Origin of the sequence: Nonomuraea diastatica (assembly GCF_004349015.1) — a bacterium.
In the GTDB taxonomy this organism is placed as follows: Bacteria; Actinomycetota; Actinomycetes; order Streptosporangiales; family Streptosporangiaceae; genus Nonomuraea; species Nonomuraea diastatica.
The window spans coordinates 1-15,535 of the sequence record NZ_SMKP01000005.1 but is presented as its reverse complement, the minus strand read 5'-3'; the positions used below and the strand labels follow the sequence as shown (position 1 = coordinate 15,535).

Sequence of the window (15,535 nt, the reverse complement as noted above, 5' to 3'; positions counted from 1 at the left end):
GGCCGGAGATCGACGTACGCGGGTAGCCGCAGCGGCGAAACGTACATGAGCCACACCCAACAGGTGACCTTGAGAGCGGACGCTGTACCCGGCGTCGCCCGTTCGCGCGGAAGTGGCGTGGCTCATGACACGCTGGTTCATGGCGCAAGGATTCATGGACAGGCCTGGGGCCGCTCCGCCGTGTGCCGAGCCGTCGCCTGCGGATAAGGTCGAAAGCCAACCCGGGAGCGGAGGTAACCGATCATCACCAGCGACCACTCCCGCCCGTACGATGAACGATCGCCGCGCCGCCGGGTGACCGAGGCGGCGATCCTGAGCGGCCACGACCAGAGCCGGGCCGACATCGCCCAGTGGACGTGTCCCCACGGGCGGCATGCCGGGAACGGCTGCGTCATCTGCTATCACGCCGCGAGCGGGGCCGACCCGGCGTTGCCGCTGTGGGATGTCGCGGTGTGGTTCACCTCGGTGCGGCCCATCCCGATCAGGGCGCTGCACGACGTGCACCGCCATGACCGCCAGTTCGCGATCGACCAGCCGTCGACGCCGCTGGTCTACCTGCTGAGCGGGCAGGCCAGAGCGGCGCTGGGCGCGGAGGCGGTGGCGGGCGTGGTCGGGTTCCTGGTGCAGAACCAGCACATCGTGGACGAGTTCGTCGTGACGGAGGTTCGTGCCGTGCATTCATGATGCGCATGGGCAGGCGATGTGTGGTATCGTGGAGTCAGTTGCAGATGTGTTACCCATAAGACTTGTGCGCACCTGACGAGATTGATCTTCAGGTGCGTTTTTTGTTTCCGGTCATCTCCGGATGGGCTCATTCCAGCGACGCGAGGTCCGTAAAGTGCGGATCTCGTCTCCGCCTCCTATCGAAGGAGATAGACATGGCGACCGGAACCGTGAAGTGGTTCAACTCCGAAAAGGGCTTCGGCTTCATCGCGCAGGACGGCGGCGGCGCCGACGTCTTCGCTCACTACTCCAACATCGTCTCCAACGGTGGCTACCGTGAGCTGACCGAGGGCCAGAAGGTGGCCTTCGACGTCGTCCAGGGCCAGAAGGGCCCGCAGGCGGAGAACATCGTTCCCGCCTGACACGGCATCAAGCTCGCAGAGCCGGGGCCCGCACCAGAACTGGTGCGGGCCCCGGCTCAGTTTTGGGACAAAACGCTCATGGGCGAGGAATCCCTGGGTAAGACGCTGATGTAACAGGAGGGTCACGAGGAGAGTCCTGCGCATGCGGTGTGACGGCGAACTGATGCTGGGTGGTCTGCTGGAGGCGGCCCACCTCATCGCGCTGGAGCAGGTCCCCGGTGTGGTGGCCGAGCATGCCCGGCTGGCCGGATTCACCCGGCCCCTGATCTACGTGACCGATCTGCAGCAGCAGCGCCTCGTGCCCCTGCCCGGCCAGAGCGGCGACAACGGTGAAGTGCTCGATCCGATCCTGATCGACACCACGCTCGCCGGACGGGCCTTCCGGAATGTGGAGATCGTACGCAGCCGCCGAGGGCCGGACACCACGCCCAGACCCGAGGAGGAGCCGCGGGTGTGGGTGCCGATCCTGGACGGCACCGATCGCCTCGGCGTGCTCCAGGTGACCCTCCCCGACCTCGGAGAGCTCGCCGAGCGGCGGGTCGTTCATCTGGCCTCGCTCCTCTCGCTGATCCTGGCGACCAAGCGTGCCCACAGCGACTCCTACGCGCGACTGGTCCGCATCCAGCCGATGACCCTGTCGGCCGAGGTGCTGTTCAACCTGCTGCCGCCGGGCGCCTTCGCCAACGACCGCGTGGTGGTCAGCGCCATGCTGGAGCCGGCGTACGAGGTGGGAGGCGACGCCTACGACTACGCCATCGACGGCCACACCCTGCACGTGTCGATCTTCGACGCCATGGGCCACGACACGTCGGCCGGGCTGACCGCCACCGTCGCCATGGGTGCCTGCCGCAACGCACGGATCCAGGGGGCGGACCTGACCACCGCCGGCGAGGCGATCGACGAGGCGATCGCGGAGCAGTTCACCGGACGGTTCGCCACCGGGATCCTGGCCGACCTCGACCTGCGCACCGGCGAGCTGAGCTGGGTGAACCGGGGCCACCACCCGCCGCTGGTGCTGCGCGGCGGCCGATGGGTGGCCACGCTGGCCGCCGAGCCCGACCCGCCGATGGGCTTTCGGCTGGGCGCGGGCACCGGGCTGCTCGGCTATCAGCTGCAGCCGGGCGATCGCCTGGTCTTCTACACCGACGGGATCATCGAAGCGCAGAGCCCGAACCGGGAGTTGTTCGGGCTGAAGCGGTTCATCGACTTCCTCATCCGCCACGAAGCCGACGGGCTGACCGTTCCCGAGACGTTGCGGCGGCTGATCCAGGCCATCCTGAAGCACCAGCGCGGCAGGCTCCAGGACGACGCCACCGTGCTCGTGGTGGAGTGGCAGAGCCGGACGCCGAAGCAGCTCGTGCTCTGAAGGCCGCACCATACTGGAGGCCCGCTCCAGCCCTCGGAGCCGACCGGTGCGGCACCGGACGGCACCGGACGGACGGACAACGGTGGCCTTATGGTCACGGTGAGCCGACGGGGACGAACCCGGAGCCGGCTCGGTAGTTGGGCGACTGGTGGCGGAAGTAGGTGTTGTAGACCTGGCAGTAGCGGCCGCCACGGGCCAGCAGCGTGGAGTGGTCGCCCTCCTCGACGATCTGGCCGTGGTCGAGCACGATGATGCGGTCGACGTGTTCGATCGTGGAGAGCCGGTGGGCGATGACGATCGAGGTGCGGCCGGCCAGCACGACGTCGAGGCCCTCCTGGATCTGGGCCTCGGTCAGCGGGTCGACGCTCGCCGTGGCCTCGTCGAGCACCACGATCGCGGGATCCTGGATGAGCAGGCGGGCCAGCGCGACGAGCTGGCGCTGGCCCATGGACAGGGCGCGGCCGTGCTCGCCCACGTCGGTCCGCAGGCCGTGCGGGAGCGCGTCGACCCAGTCGCCGCCGCCGACCGCCGACGCGGCCGCGAGCACGTCGTCGTCGCTCGCCTCCGGCCGCGGGTAGCGGATGTTGTCGGCGACCGTGCCGCTGAACAGGAACGGCGCCTGCGGGACCGCGCCGATCTGCCGGCGGTAGGCGGGCAGATCGAGGCCACGGATGTCGTGGCCGTCGATCAGCAGGCTGCCCTCCTGGAACTCGTAGAAGCGGGTGATCAGCTTGCTCAGCGTCGACTTGCCCGCACCGGTGTGGCCGACCAGCGCGACGGTCTCGCCCGCCTCGATGAGCAGGTTGAAGTCGCGGAGCACGGGGTTGCCGGCGTCGTAGCCGAACGTGAGCCCGCGAAACTCGATGCGGCCGGCGATCCTGCCGGGATCCTGCGTGCCGGTCTGCACCACTCTCGGCTCGGCGTCGATCAGGGCGAAGACCCGCTCGGACGCGGACAACCCCTGCTGGAACTGGGACCAGAACGCGGCGATGGACGTCAGCGGGAACCAGAAGAGCACGACCCCCTGCAGGAAGAGATACCAGTCGCCGGCGCTCAGGCCGCCGCCGAGCACCGCCGAGCCGCCCAGCTGGACGAGGGCGACCGTGGCGAGCCCTGCCACCAGGAAGAGCACAGGGAAGATGGCGGAGAAGACGAACCCCTGCCGCAGCGTCACGCGGTAGCTCTGCCGGTTGATGGGCCGGAACTCGTCGTAGACCTGCCGCTCCTGGCGGAAGTTCTTCGCCACCGCGATGCCGCCCATGGTCTCCTGCAGGTTGGCGTTGACCCGGCTCAGCGAGCGTTGCGCGTGGCGCGTGCTGGCCCGCGCGAGGCGGCGGAAGACCAGCGCGAGGCCCACCACGATCGGCACGACCAGCATCGTCAGCAGGGCGAGCTCGACGCTGCGCAGGAACAGCAGGACCGTCACGAAGCCGACCATCAGCACCTGGCTGATCAGGTCCATCGTCAGAGTGGAGACCGTGGCGAAGTCGTCGGTGTCGGACGTCACCCGGCTGACGATCCGGCCGGACGGCGTCTCGTCGTAGAACGACAGGTCGCGCTCCAGCACGGCGTCGAACGCGTCTTCGCGCAGCCGCAGGACGACGTCGCCGGTGACCCGCGCGCTCTGCCACTGGCGGACGAAGTTGAACCCCCACCCGAGCACCCCGGCCAGCAGGGTGCCGGCGACCAGCTGCCAGCCCACCTCGGCGATCGTGCCGTCGGCGAGCGCGTCGACGGCCAGGCTGGCCAGCAGCGGGATGGCCGCCTGGCTGACCGACCCCAGCACGATCATTGCGGCCACCACGAACATCGCGCCGATCTTGGGCCTGAAGTAGGACAGGATCCGGCGGAGCAGGTCGCGGTCGTTGTAGGTGCGGTCGTAGTCTTCGGCGTCGAGGCCGTCCATGACGAAGCCCATCAGCGGGCCCTCCCCTGCTCGCTCTCCAGGACCGGGGCCTCGTGCGCGGGATCCAGCCCGTCAGGCTCGAACGCCGGGCCTCCTGTCTCCTCCGGCTCGAACGCCGGGCCTCCCGCCTCCTCCGGCGTGTCGCCCAGCAGGGCCACGTCGGCCTCGTCGTAGTGGGCGAAGATCCGGCGGTAGAGGCGGCTGCGCTGGATGAGCTCGTCGTGCGTGCCGCAGTCGACCAGCTCGCCCCGCCTGAGCAGCAGGACCTTGTCTGCCCAGCGGATCTGGGAGAGCCGGTGGGTGATCAGCAGCGTCGTGCGCCCGTCGAGGACGCGGCCGATCGCCTGCTGGATCTTGTCTTCCGTGGCGGAGTCGATGGCGCTCGTCGAATCGTCGAGCACGAGGATCGCCGGGTCGGTCAGCAGCGCCCGCGCGATGGCCAGGCGCTGGCGCTGGCCGCCGGACAGCGTGACGCCGCGCTCGCCGATGACGGTGTCGTAGCCGTCGTCGAGCTCGGCGATGAACTCGGCGGCCTGGGCGTCCTCCGCCGCCCGCACCACGGCCTCGCGGTCGGCCCGCTGGCCCAGGCTGAAGGCGATGTTCTCGGCCACGGAACGGGAGAAGAGCACGATGTCCTGCTCGATGGTGGAGATCTGGGAGCGCAGCGAGTCGAGGTCCCAGTCGCGTATGTCGACGCCGTCGACCAGGATGCGGCCCGAGGTGACGTCGTAGATGCGTGGCACGAGCTTGGTGAGCGTGCTCTTGCCCGATCCGGTCTCGCCGACGATCGCCACCGTCTCGCCGGGCCGCACGCTGAACGTCACGCCGCGCAGCACCGGGTCGCCCTCGTCGTAGCCGAACGTGACGTCCTCGAAGAGGATCTCTCCCGCGATGGGCGCGGCGCGGCCGTCGGGCCGCTGCTCCAGCTCGGCCTCGGCGCTGATGATGCTCAGGATCCGGCGGGAGGAGGCGATGCCGATCTGCACCAGCGAGAAGGTGAAGATCGAGATCTGCGTCGGGAAGCCCAGCATGACGACCAGGCCCATGTAGGCCACCAGGTCGCCGACCGTGATCGCCCCCGCGCTCTGGAGCTGGAGGCCGTGCCACAGGGCGCCGGCCACCGCGAAGGCGTAAAGAAGGGTGGGCAGGTAGCGCGCCTGGACGAGGCCGTTGCGTACGAAGGAGTCGCGATATAGGCGCGCGTTGGCGCGGAACCTCCCCCGCTCCTGCCCTTCCTGCGCGGTCACCTTGATCACCTCGATGCCGCGCACGGCCTGGTTGAGCCCGGCGTTGAGCTCGCCGAACTGGTCGCGCATGCGGGTCGACACCGGGTTGAGCCTGCGCATGTAGTGGCGGAGCGCGAACACGAAGACGGCCGCGTAGATGCCTGGCACGAGCAACAACCGGGGGTCGATGGTGGCGATGAAGAAGAACGGCACCAGGCCGGTCAGCCACGAGTCGACGATCAGGTCGACGCCGGGACTGATCATGATGGACAGCTGCCGGATGTCGTTGGCCGCCCTGGCCATGAGGTCGCCGACCCGCTGCCGGTTGTGGAAGGTCTGGCTCTTGCCGAGCAGCGCGACGTAGAGCTCGTCGCGGGTGTCGCGCTCCAGCCGTTTGGCCAGCACCTCGCTCCCCATCCTGGCGACCATGTCGGACAGGCCGCGGGCCGTCACCAGCGCCAGCATCGCCATCGTGATCGACCACAGCGCGGAGGCCGGCTCGCCCCGCTCGCCCAGGACGGCGTCGAAGGCGTCGCCGGTGAACTGGGGCACGGAGGCGTTGAGCACCACCATGACCAACGACCCGCCGAGGAACCCGACCAGGTGCTGCGGGTGCCTGCGCAGGTGGGACCAGAGCCAGCGCACAGGACCGCGCCGGTCGTAGCGCGGACCGGAGACGGAGAACTCCGAGCTGTTGGTGGTCACCGGCAGGTCCTTTCCCCCTTGGCCGCGGTGGCGGCATCGGACCTGTTCCTATCACCGGAGTCTGACAGATTCCCATCGCTTTTCGTGGCGCTTGACAGAAACCTGCAACTGTAGTTATATGTTTTATGAAGCCACACGTAGAAGGATCGAGCCACACGCACGGAGGTGGAAGACGATGGTGCCCACGTCGATCGATTCGGCTCTCCGCGAGCTGGAGCGGCAGCTCGGCCGGCTGACCCGGCCCGTGCTCGGCGACGCGTGGGCGGCGATGCCGATGGACGCCGTCCGCCGTCAGGACGAGATCCTGCTCCGCTTCGACCTTCCCGGCGTCGACCCCGACTCGATCGAGGTCACGGTCGACCGCGGCGTCCTGGCGGTACACGCCAGGCGCGAGGAGACGTACACCGAGGACGAGAGCGTGTTCGTCCAGGAGCGCTCGACCGGCGACTACTCCCGGCAGGTCTACCTGCCTGACCGCCTCGACGCCGACGGCGCCCGGGCGGCATACGACGACGGCGTGCTCACCGTGCGCGTGCCGGTCCTGGAGTCGTCCCGGCCGCGCAAGGTCGAGATCGCCAAGGAGCTCTCGACGTGACCCATGGGCGTGGCGCTCTCGCCACGCCATCACGAAGGAAGGGGACCACGATGTTCAAGACGGCACCGACGGTCATCCTGCCGGCAGCGGAGGACCGCCCGGTGATCGGCACCTACACCACCGCCGAGCAGGCCAAGAAGGCCGTCGGTTTCCTGGCCGAGAACGGTTTCCCCGTGGAACGCTCCGCGATCGTCGGCCACGATCTGCGCCTGGTCGAAACCGTCATGGGCCGCGCCACCGCGGGACGCGCCGCGGGCGCGGGGGCCGCCACCGGCCTCTGGTTCGGCCTGATGATCGGCCTGCTCATGCCGCTCTTCACGGGCTCGACGGGCTCGACGGGGGCGTTCGTGCTCGGCGGGATCGCGTACGGCGCGCTCTTCGGCGCCGTCTTCGGACTGGTCACCTACCTGGCCAACAAGGGTCCCGGGTTCGTCTCCCAGCAGGCCGTCATCGCCGACCGCTACGACGTCGTGGCCGATGCGGCGGTCGCCGACGACGCCCGCAACCTGCTGATCAAACACAACTGGCGCACATAGGCGAGAGGCGACAGCGGGTCCTGAGCGCGGGACCCAGCCCGCTCGTACGGAACACCCAATCGCCCCACCGCCGGCGCTGTTGTCATATTCATGACATGGCGTGATGTCGCCTCGGGTAGTGCTTGAAGGCCGCGCGAGTCGTGGGCCAGGCTGCTCCACGGCGTTCGTGGCGCTCGTCGACATCGATGGCCGGGCGCCGCGAGTGGAGGCCCCCCGTTGCGACAGCACGTCTTTCCCGCCCGGCCACCCCGCCGTACCGCCGCCGCGATCTCGGTCGCGACAACGGCGCTGCTCGTCCTGACCGGGATGACGGTCCCCGCACAGGCACAGGCCGAACCGGCCCGAACCCCGCTCCCCCAGGCGGCGGACGGCGACACACCTGGCGACACATCCGGAGACGCGGACGGCGACCCTGGCGGTGACGCGGGCGGTACGGGGGTTCAGGCGGAGCTGGCCGCGCGGCTGGCGGGCGGGGACTCGGCGTTCTGGGTGGAGTTCAAGGCACAGGCAGCGCTGAAACGGGCGCCTGCGATCAAGGACTGGACCGCGCGCGGCGCCGCCGTGGTGGACGAGCTGCGCTCGACCGCGGAGTCCAGCCAGGCGAAGGCGCGGGAGCTGCTGAGGAAGGCGGGGGCGCGGCACACGTCCCTGTTCATCGACAACTCGATCTACGTGCACGGCGGCTCGGCGGCGCTGGCGCGTGACCTGGCACAGGACCCGGCGGTCGAGCGCGTCCGGATGCCGCGCACCTACCGGCTGCCCGAGCGCAGGCCGGGCGAGCGTGTGGCCGCCGCGAGGGCGGTGGAGTGGGGTGTGGCCGCCGTCCACGCCGACAAGGTGTGGAGCGACTACAAGAGCGACGGGCACGGCGTCGTGGTGGGCACCATCGACTCCGGCGTGGACGTGTCCCACCCGGCGCTCGCCGGGGCGTACCGGGGCGCGGGCGGGACGCACGACTACAACTGGTACGACCCCACGGGGCTCTGCACCGCGCCGGGCCCGTGCGACACCTACGGCCACGGCACGCACACCATGGGGACGACGGTGGGCTCCGAGGGCATCGGCGTCGCGCCCGGCGCCCGGTGGATCGCGGCGAGGGGTTGCCAGGACTACCGGTGCGGCGAGCTGACGCTGGCGTTGTCCGCGCAGTGGATGCTGGCCCCCACGGCGGCCGACGGCTCCGCGCCCGACCCGGCCAAGCGGCCGAACATCCTCAACAACTCCTGGTCCTCGGCGCCGGGTGACGAGTGGTACCGCGACTACGTGCGCCAGTGGGTGGCGGCCGGCATCTTCCCGGCCTTCGCCGTGGGCAACGACGGGTCCGGCTGCGGCACCCAGCGTTCCCCCGGCGAGTACCCGGAGTCGTACGCCGTCGGAGCCGTCGACCAGAACGGCACGGTGGCCTGGTTCTCCTCGCGCGGCGCGGGAGGGGTCGCTGACAGCAAGCCGGACATCGCCGCGCCCGGCCAGAACGTACGGTCCAGCGCCCCCGGTGGCGGCTACGAGGTTCAGAGCGGCACGTCGATGGCCGCCCCGCACGTGAGCGGCGCGGTGGCGCTCATGTGGTCGGCCGCGCCCGCGCTGGCCGGGGACATCGCCGCGACGAGGGACATCCTCGACCGCACCGCGCAGGACCGCGCCGACGCGACCTGCGGCGGGACCGCGGGCGACAACAACGTGTACGGCGAGGGCATGCTGGACGCCTACCGGGCCGTCGGCGCGTCGCCGAGGACAGGGGCCGGCACGCTGACCGGCACCGTCACCGACGAGCGCACCGGCGAGCCGGTCGCGGGCGTGCGGGTGTCCGCCACCGGGCCGCGCACACTGGACACCACGACCGCCGCCGACGGGACGTACCAGCTCTACTTGGACGAGGGCGGCTACGACGTCAGCCTGTCGTTCTTCGGCTACCGGACGCACGACCTCAAGGACGTGCAGGTGAGCGGCGGCGAGACGCGGACCCGCGACGTCGGGCTCTCCCCCGCGCCCACGGGGCGCGTGACCGTCCGGGTCGCGGACGGATCGGGGCAGGGCTGGCCGGTGTACGCGGCGGTCACCGTGACAGGGGCAGGTCTCACCTGGTTCGGCCGCCCCGGCGACGGGCGGGCGGTTCTCGACCTGCCCCTGGACGGCACGTACGAGATCACCGCCACCCCGCGCTACCCCGGCTACGCTTCCGTGACCGGCCAGGTCACGGTCGGCGGCGACGTCACGCTCGACCTGTCCGCGCGGATCGACGCGGCGGCCTGCGCGGCCCCCGGCTACGCCGCCGCGAACGGCGCGTGCGCTCCGGTGCCCGGCGCGCTCGTGCACGGCGCCGTCACCGACGCGAACACGGGCGACCCGGTCGACACCGCCACCGTCACGAGCGGCGGCGGCACGGAGAGCGACACGGCTTCCACCCCTGACGACGACGCTCTGCCTGACGGCTTCTACTGGGTGTTCGCGCCCATGTCGGGCGAGCGTGTGCTCACCGCCGCGCAGCGCGGCTACCGGCCGGCCTCCGCCCGCGTGACCGCGGGAGCCGGCGAGGTGGCGAGGACCGACTTCACGTTGGAGGCCGGCCGGCTCTCGGTCAAGGAGGACGACGTCTCGAAGCGGGCCAGACTCGGCCAGAAGGTCAGGACACGCCTGACCATCACCAACCGGGGCACCGCGCCGCTGACCTACGACCTCGCCGAGTCGCGGCGGGACGTCGTGGCCGCGCTGCGGGGCGCGCCCGTGCGCCGGGTCGAAACGGACGGCCTCAGCCCCGCCGCGACCACGGCGGCCAGACCCGAGCAGGAGCAGGCCACACCCGGACAGGCCACGGCCGCGACGCCGTGGGCGGGCGTCGCCGACTACCCGACCACGATCAGGGACAACGCCGCCGGACTCCACGACGGCAAGGTGTACTCCTTCGGCGGCTCCCTGCGCGGCCAGGGCGGCACGCCCGCCTCGTACGTCTACGACCCGATCGCGACCTCCTGGGCTCCCATCGCGGACATGCCGGAAGCCCGGCAGAAGGCCGCCTCTGGGTTCGTGGACGGCAGGTTCTACGTCGTCACCGGCTGGGACGCGCAGGGCGAACCGGCCGCGCGTACCCTCATCTACGACCCCGCGACCGACGGCTGGAGCACCGGCGCGGACAACCCGCACCCGTGGGGCGCGGTCGGCTCGGCCGTGCTCAATGGCAGGATCTACGCCGTCGGCGGCTGCGCCGGCGAGTGCCAGACGGCGACGGCCCAGGTCACGGTGTACGACGTGGCGGGCGACAGCTTCACCGCCGCGGCCCCCTACCCCGAGCCGATCTCCTGGGCGGCCTGCGGCGGCCTGGGCGGCAAGGTCTACTGCGCGGGCGGGCTGGCCGAGGGGCCGCGCGGCACGCAGCGCTCCTACGTGTACGACCCGGCCCGCGACGCCTGGGACCGGATCGCCGACCTGCCGTTCGACCTGTGGGGCAGCAGTTACACGGTGGCGAACGGCAGGCTGGTCGTCGCCGGCGGGGTCACGAAAGGCGGCACCACCCTCACCAACGAGGCGTTCGCCTACGACCCCGACGCCGACACCTGGACGCCGCTGCCGAACTCCCGCTACGCCCTCTACCGGGGCGCCGCCGCCTGCGGTCTCTACAAGGTGGGCGGCGCGGACGGCCCGCGCGTCACACCGTTCACGGAACTGCTGCCCGGCCATGACGGCTGCGACGCGGCCGGCACGGACGTTCCCTGGCTGAGCGCGAAGCCGGCGCACGGCACGCTCGCTCCCGGCGCCAGGGCCCGCGTCACCCTCACCCTGGACGCCCGCGCGCTCGCCAGGCCCGGCACTTACGAGGCGGAGCTGGTGGTGAACGAGGACACACCGTACCCGGCGCCAAGCCTCGGCGTGACCCTGGAGGCGCGGGCGCCGTGGCACTGGGCGCGGCTGTCCGGTCAGGTGCGCTCGAAGGCGTGTGACGGGACGGTGACCCCGCTGGCGGGGGCGACGGTCACGGTCGAACGCCACCGCGAGTCGTGGACCGTGGGCGCCGACGCCGGGGGCCGCTACGAGCACTGGCTCGGAGGCGGCCGGTCGAAGGCGAAGATCACCGTCACCGCCGGTGGGCACAGGACGTCCGCCTTCGACGTCCGGCCGCTGCCGCACGCCGACGTCCGGCGCGACGTCACGCTGACCCGCGAGGGCTGCTGACCGGCCGCCGCTCACCGGCGCGCCGCCCAGGCCCGTTCAGAAGGCTGACTGCCGAGGGCGGCGATCAGGTGGGCCGGCCGTCGAGGTCGGCGGCGGCCCGCGTACTCTCCACGGTCCCTTCGTAGGGGGTGGGCACGACCCCCGCCGAGCGGCACAGCTCGACGACGAAGCCGTTGAGCTCGGGTGTCTGGGCCTCCTCGCCGAACAACAGCAGTTCGCCGGCGAGGGCGGCCACGGGGACGCTCGCCAGACGGGCCGCGGGATGGTGCTCGGGGAGCAACACGCCGAGCGGGTCGAGCCGGATCAGCTCCGAGCTCACGCCAGGAGGGGGCGGGGAGGCCCACCCGACGCCGACGTCCAGCCCTCACGTCACCGGCGACGCGAGTTGCGCCGCCTGGCCACTCTCAGTGAAGGCGATCAGGAGGACGACGGAAACGCCCATTCCGAGCAAGCCTCATCACGCACACCGATCGCGCCCGGCGCCTAGCGGCGGACGCCCGCTCCCATGGGTCACCGGTCACCGTGCAGTCCCGCCCATTCGGGGCAGAGGTGGCAGTGTGAAACCTATGAAGCCCGTTCAGGAGCCCCTGTGGGGGCTGGTGCCACCGCTGCTGGCCAGAATGGCCGCGTGGAGTGCGTGTCTGGTCCTCATCGGCGTGGTGACCAACTACTTGATCGGCGTCGTGGCGGCGATGCGCCTCATCGCGCTGCCGGTGGCGGTCGCCCTGCTGCTCACCGCGCTGCTCTTCCCCCTGACCAAGCGCCTGGGCAAGGCGGGCATGCGGCCGATCTACGCCACGTGGGTGACGATGCTCGTCGCGCTCGCTGTGCTGGGCGGGACGGGCTGGATCATCGGCGTACGCGGCAACGAGGAGTTCCCCGGCCTGGTCAAGCAGGTTCAGGAGACCGCGAAGACCGTGGAGGGCTGGCTCTACAGCGGCCCGCTGCGCCTGGAACCCAACCAGCTCAGCCAGTGGGTCGAGGACATCGCCGGGCTGATCAGGGCGCAGCAGCAGCAGATCACCACCACGGTGCTCCAAGGCACCATGGTGGTGCTGGAGGTGCTGGCCTCCATCGTGCTGCTGCTGTTCGTGACGTTCTTCCTGTTGAAGGACGGCGACCGGATCTGGGGCTGGTTCCTCAAGGGGTTCGGGACGGCTGCGCCGCGGGTCGACAGGGCGGGAAGGACCGCCTGGACCACGCTCTCGCATTACGTCCACGGCACGGTGGCTGTGGCGGCGGTGCACGGCGTCGTCATCGGCATCGTGCTGGCGATCATGGGGGTTCCGCTCTGGCCCGCGCTCGCCCTGCTGATCTTCCTGGCGAGCTTCGTCCCCATCGTCGGCATCTTCTTCGCCGGTGCCGTCGCGACACTGGTCACGCTCGGGTCCAAGGGCCCCATCTACGCGCTGATCTTCGTCGGCATCCTCGTGGTGGAGCAGCAGTTGGAGAACCACGTGCTGCAGCCGCTGATCGTCGGCCGGTTGCTGCACTTCCACCCGCTGGCGATCATCATCGTGCTCGCCGTCGGCGGCATCCTGGCGGGCATCGCGGGCGCGGTCGTCGCCGTGCCGATCGCGGCGATCCTCTACCGGTCGATCCCCGAGCTCTTCCGTGACCCGCCGCCGGAGCTGCCGCCCCCGAAGCCGGCCGTGCCGGGAGGAGACGAGCCGCCGCGTCTCCGGCCGGCCGTGCCGCGAGGCGGCGAACCGCCCGCCGGTCAGGACGTGAAGGTAGACTAGGAGTACCGAGGACTTTTCGTGCGTTGGCATCAAGGTTGGCGTCGCCCGCGGCGATAGATGCATACGGCCCCCGAGGGCCTGGACGGGTCAGGCGATCATGACGCCGACATCACGCACGTTTCCGCGATCGGTGCGCTACACCGCCGCCGGCGTCCCCGAGTTCGACTCCATGGCGCGGCTCAGCCTCGCGCCGCCGGGGCGGCACGGCGGCGTCGACGGCCTCTGGTGGCCGTGCTCCCGCGACGCCGGGGCCGAGCTTCCCGCTCTCATCGCCGCCGTCGACCACCGCCTCGGCCGCACCACGCTCGGCGTCGCCCTGCATCCGGACGCGTGGGGCCGTGTCCCCCTGTGGGTTCCGGCGCGCGGGCGGCAGATCCGGGTGAGCCGCGCCCGCGGCGCCGATCCCCGCGTCGTCACCCTGACGCTCGCCGACGCCGGGCGCCTCATCCTGCTCATCGTCCCGGTGGCCGCCGAGAGCCCGCCGGGGCATGCCCTCGCGGGGGCTCTCCGGCCGGAGTCCGCCGCCGCAATGATCGGAGCATCCCATGAGCATCTGTGAAGTCTCGCCTTCCGGCGACGCCTGGCCCGCGGCCACCGTGGTCCGCCTGTCCGGCGACATCGACATCTTCACCAGCAAGGCCATGCGCACGCAGCTGATGGACGCGCTGGACTCCAGCCATGAGCTGCTCGTCCTCGACCTGTCCGACCTGGAGTTCTGCGACTCCTCCGGGCTGGGCGTCCTGGTCGGCGTGCAGCGCCGGGCCCGGTCGATGGGCGTCACGCTCGCCCTGACCGCACCCACCCCGCACATGTCCAGGCTGCTGCGCGTCACCGGCCTGGACCGATGCCTCCCGACGGCAGTGTGATCGCCTGCCCGGGCGGTGGCTTTCCGGGCGTAGTGTGCTGATCGTGAGTGGTGCCGTGGCGAAGTTGTGGTTTGATCCGTCCTGCCCGTATACCTGGATCACCTCCCGCTGGCTGCTGGAGGCGGCGAAGGTGCGGCCGATCGAGGTGCGCTGGCATGTCATGAGCCTGTCGGTGCTCAACGAGGACCGCGACGACGATCCCGAAGGCGATCCCGAGGGCTACCTGTGGGTCCCGGTACGCGTGTGCGCGGCCGTCCGGCGGCATCACGGCCAGGAGGCGCTGGGCCGGTTCTACACCGGGCTGTGGACCACTCGCGGCGGCGACTGGATCGGCGACCTGCGCACGGCCCTGGAGACCGCCGGGCTCCCGCCCGGGCTGGCCGCGGCCGGCACGTCCACCGACTACGACGACGACGTGCGGGCCTCGCACGCCGAGGGCATCGCCCTGGTCGGCGAGCACGTGGGCACGCCGATCGTGGCCGTCACGGGCACGGACGGCGGCACGGACGGCGGCACGGACGGCGGCGGGCGCGTCGCGTTCTTCGGCCCGGTCGTGTCGCGCATCCCGCGCGGTGAGGACGCCGGCCGGCTCTGGGACGGGACGCTGCTTGTGGCGGGCACCGCGGGTTTCCACGAGCTGAAGGGCGGGCCGCACCAGGAGCCGGTGCTCGGCTGAGACCTCCCACGGCCATCCGCAAGGTCGGGTGGCCGACGCTGGTGTTCTTCGCGGGGTTGTTCGTCATGGTCGGGAGCCCCATCGTGGCCGAGCTCGTCCAGGCCGCGGGGCGGCGGCGAGTCGGCGCAGGCGTTGTGGTGGGCCCTGGCCATCGGCGCCGACCTGGGCGGCGGCCAACGTCGTCATCTTCGGCATCGCCTCCCGCAACGGCACCCCGATCAGCTTCTGACAGTTCGAGAAGTAGGGGCTGGTCGTCACGTTCGTGACCGTGGCGCTGTCGACGCCGTACCTGTGGCGGCGTTACCTCACCTGAGCGGGCCGCCCCCATTGCGGGCCGTCCCCATTGCCGGCCCTCACCGGAGCGGCAGGACGTCCACCCCCTGCTCGGCCTCGCCGCGCGGGCCGAAGATGCGCCGCTCGGCCTCCGTGATGCGCACGTCGTTGATGCTCGCCTCCCTGCGCCGCATCAGGCCCGACTCGTCGAACTCCCACTGCTCGTTGCCGTAGCTGCGCCACCACTGCCCGGAGGCTCGTCGCGGTTGCGCCACACCGAGTCCTCGGTGTACGCGCCCGCGACCTTCTCGGGGTCGCGGGTGTTCCAGGCGTCCTCGGCGGCCTGCACCTTGACACGGGCGCTCTCCTCGGTGAACGGCGGGACGGGCGGGCGG

Annotated in this window: 13 protein-coding genes and 1 pseudogene; 10 read left to right on the top strand and 4 right to left on the bottom strand. The window is 71.2% G+C overall.

The window, feature by feature from the left end:
• Positions 1-294: 294 nt before the first annotated feature.
• From E1294_RS02525 to E1294_RS02515, 3 genes are all read left to right on the top strand, one after another.
• Positions 295-684, top strand: a complete 390-nt coding sequence (locus tag E1294_RS02525) for a hypothetical protein (protein ID WP_132504024.1) — start codon at positions 295-297, stop codon at positions 682-684.
• A gap of 194 nt (positions 685-878) precedes the next feature.
• Positions 879-1,085, top strand: coding sequence for a cold-shock protein (locus tag E1294_RS02520; protein ID WP_055509312.1), 207 nt, complete (start codon positions 879-881; stop codon positions 1,083-1,085).
• A 142-nt stretch (positions 1,086-1,227) separates the two neighbouring features.
• Entirely contained in the window at positions 1,228-2,451 is a 1,224-nt protein-coding gene (locus tag E1294_RS02515; RefSeq protein WP_132504022.1) for a PP2C family protein-serine/threonine phosphatase, read from the top strand.
• A gap of 94 nt (positions 2,452-2,545) precedes the next feature.
• Here the strand turns inward: E1294_RS02515 and E1294_RS02510 are convergent, their stop codons facing one another.
• Positions 2,546-4,369, bottom strand: a complete 1,824-nt coding sequence (locus E1294_RS02510) for an ABC transporter ATP-binding protein (RefSeq protein ID WP_132504020.1) — start codon at positions 4,367-4,369, stop codon at positions 2,546-2,548.
• Positions 4,369-6,288, bottom strand: a complete 1,920-nt coding sequence (locus E1294_RS02505) for an ABC transporter ATP-binding protein (protein WP_165977041.1) — start codon at positions 6,286-6,288, stop codon at positions 4,369-4,371. The genes E1294_RS02510 and E1294_RS02505 overlap by 1 nt, the downstream gene beginning before the upstream one ends.
• Positions 6,289-6,463: 175 nt before the next feature.
• On the opposite strand from E1294_RS02505, the gene E1294_RS02500 reads away from it, so the two are divergent.
• The 3 genes from E1294_RS02500 (at position 6,464) to E1294_RS02490 (ending at position 11,583) form a co-directional block, all read left to right on the top strand.
• On the top strand, positions 6,464-6,883 hold the full coding sequence (locus tag E1294_RS02500) for an Hsp20/alpha crystallin family protein (protein ID WP_132504018.1): 420 nt from the start codon (positions 6,464-6,466) through the stop codon (positions 6,881-6,883).
• Positions 6,884-6,933: 50 nt separating this feature from the next.
• Positions 6,934-7,419: a YflT domain-containing protein gene (locus tag E1294_RS02495; RefSeq protein WP_132504016.1), complete on the top strand. Its 486-nt coding sequence runs from the start codon at positions 6,934-6,936 to the stop codon at positions 7,417-7,419.
• 216 nt (positions 7,420-7,635) lie between these two features.
• Complete coding sequence (locus E1294_RS02490; protein WP_132504014.1) at positions 7,636-11,583, top strand: S8 family serine peptidase; 3,948 nt, start codon at positions 7,636-7,638, stop codon at positions 11,581-11,583.
• 64 nt (positions 11,584-11,647) lie between these two features.
• On the opposite strand, the gene E1294_RS02485 is transcribed toward E1294_RS02490, so the two are convergent.
• A complete protein-coding gene (locus tag E1294_RS02485) occupies positions 11,648-11,944 on the bottom strand; it encodes a LysR substrate-binding domain-containing protein (protein WP_132504012.1) in 297 nt (98 codons plus the stop codon).
• Between the two features lie 205 nt (positions 11,945-12,149).
• Here E1294_RS02485 and E1294_RS02480 point away from each other — a divergent pair, with 205 nt between their 5' ends.
• The 4 genes from E1294_RS02480 (at position 12,150) to E1294_RS02465 (ending at position 14,867) form a co-directional block, all read left to right on the top strand.
• Positions 12,150-13,325, top strand: coding sequence for an AI-2E family transporter (locus tag E1294_RS02480; RefSeq protein ID WP_132504010.1), 1,176 nt, complete (start codon positions 12,150-12,152; stop codon positions 13,323-13,325).
• Positions 13,326-13,455: 130 nt separating this feature from the next.
• Positions 13,456-13,884, top strand: coding sequence for a DUF5994 family protein (locus E1294_RS02475; RefSeq protein WP_132504008.1), 429 nt, complete (start codon positions 13,456-13,458; stop codon positions 13,882-13,884).
• Complete coding sequence (locus E1294_RS02470) at positions 13,871-14,191, top strand: STAS domain-containing protein (RefSeq protein WP_132504006.1); 321 nt, start codon at positions 13,871-13,873, stop codon at positions 14,189-14,191. Before E1294_RS02475 ends, E1294_RS02470 begins: the two co-directional genes overlap by 14 nt.
• A 40-nt stretch (positions 14,192-14,231) precedes the next feature.
• The gene (locus tag E1294_RS02465; RefSeq protein ID WP_220447525.1) at positions 14,232-14,867 is read left to right on the top strand and encodes a DsbA family protein; all 636 of its coding nucleotides are present in this window, start codon (positions 14,232-14,234) and stop codon (positions 14,865-14,867) included.
• 353 nt (positions 14,868-15,220) lie between these two features.
• Here E1294_RS02465 and E1294_RS02455 read toward each other — a convergent pair.
• A pseudogene (locus E1294_RS02455) lies at positions 15,221-15,535 on the bottom strand (DUF1348 family protein); the annotation flags it as partial.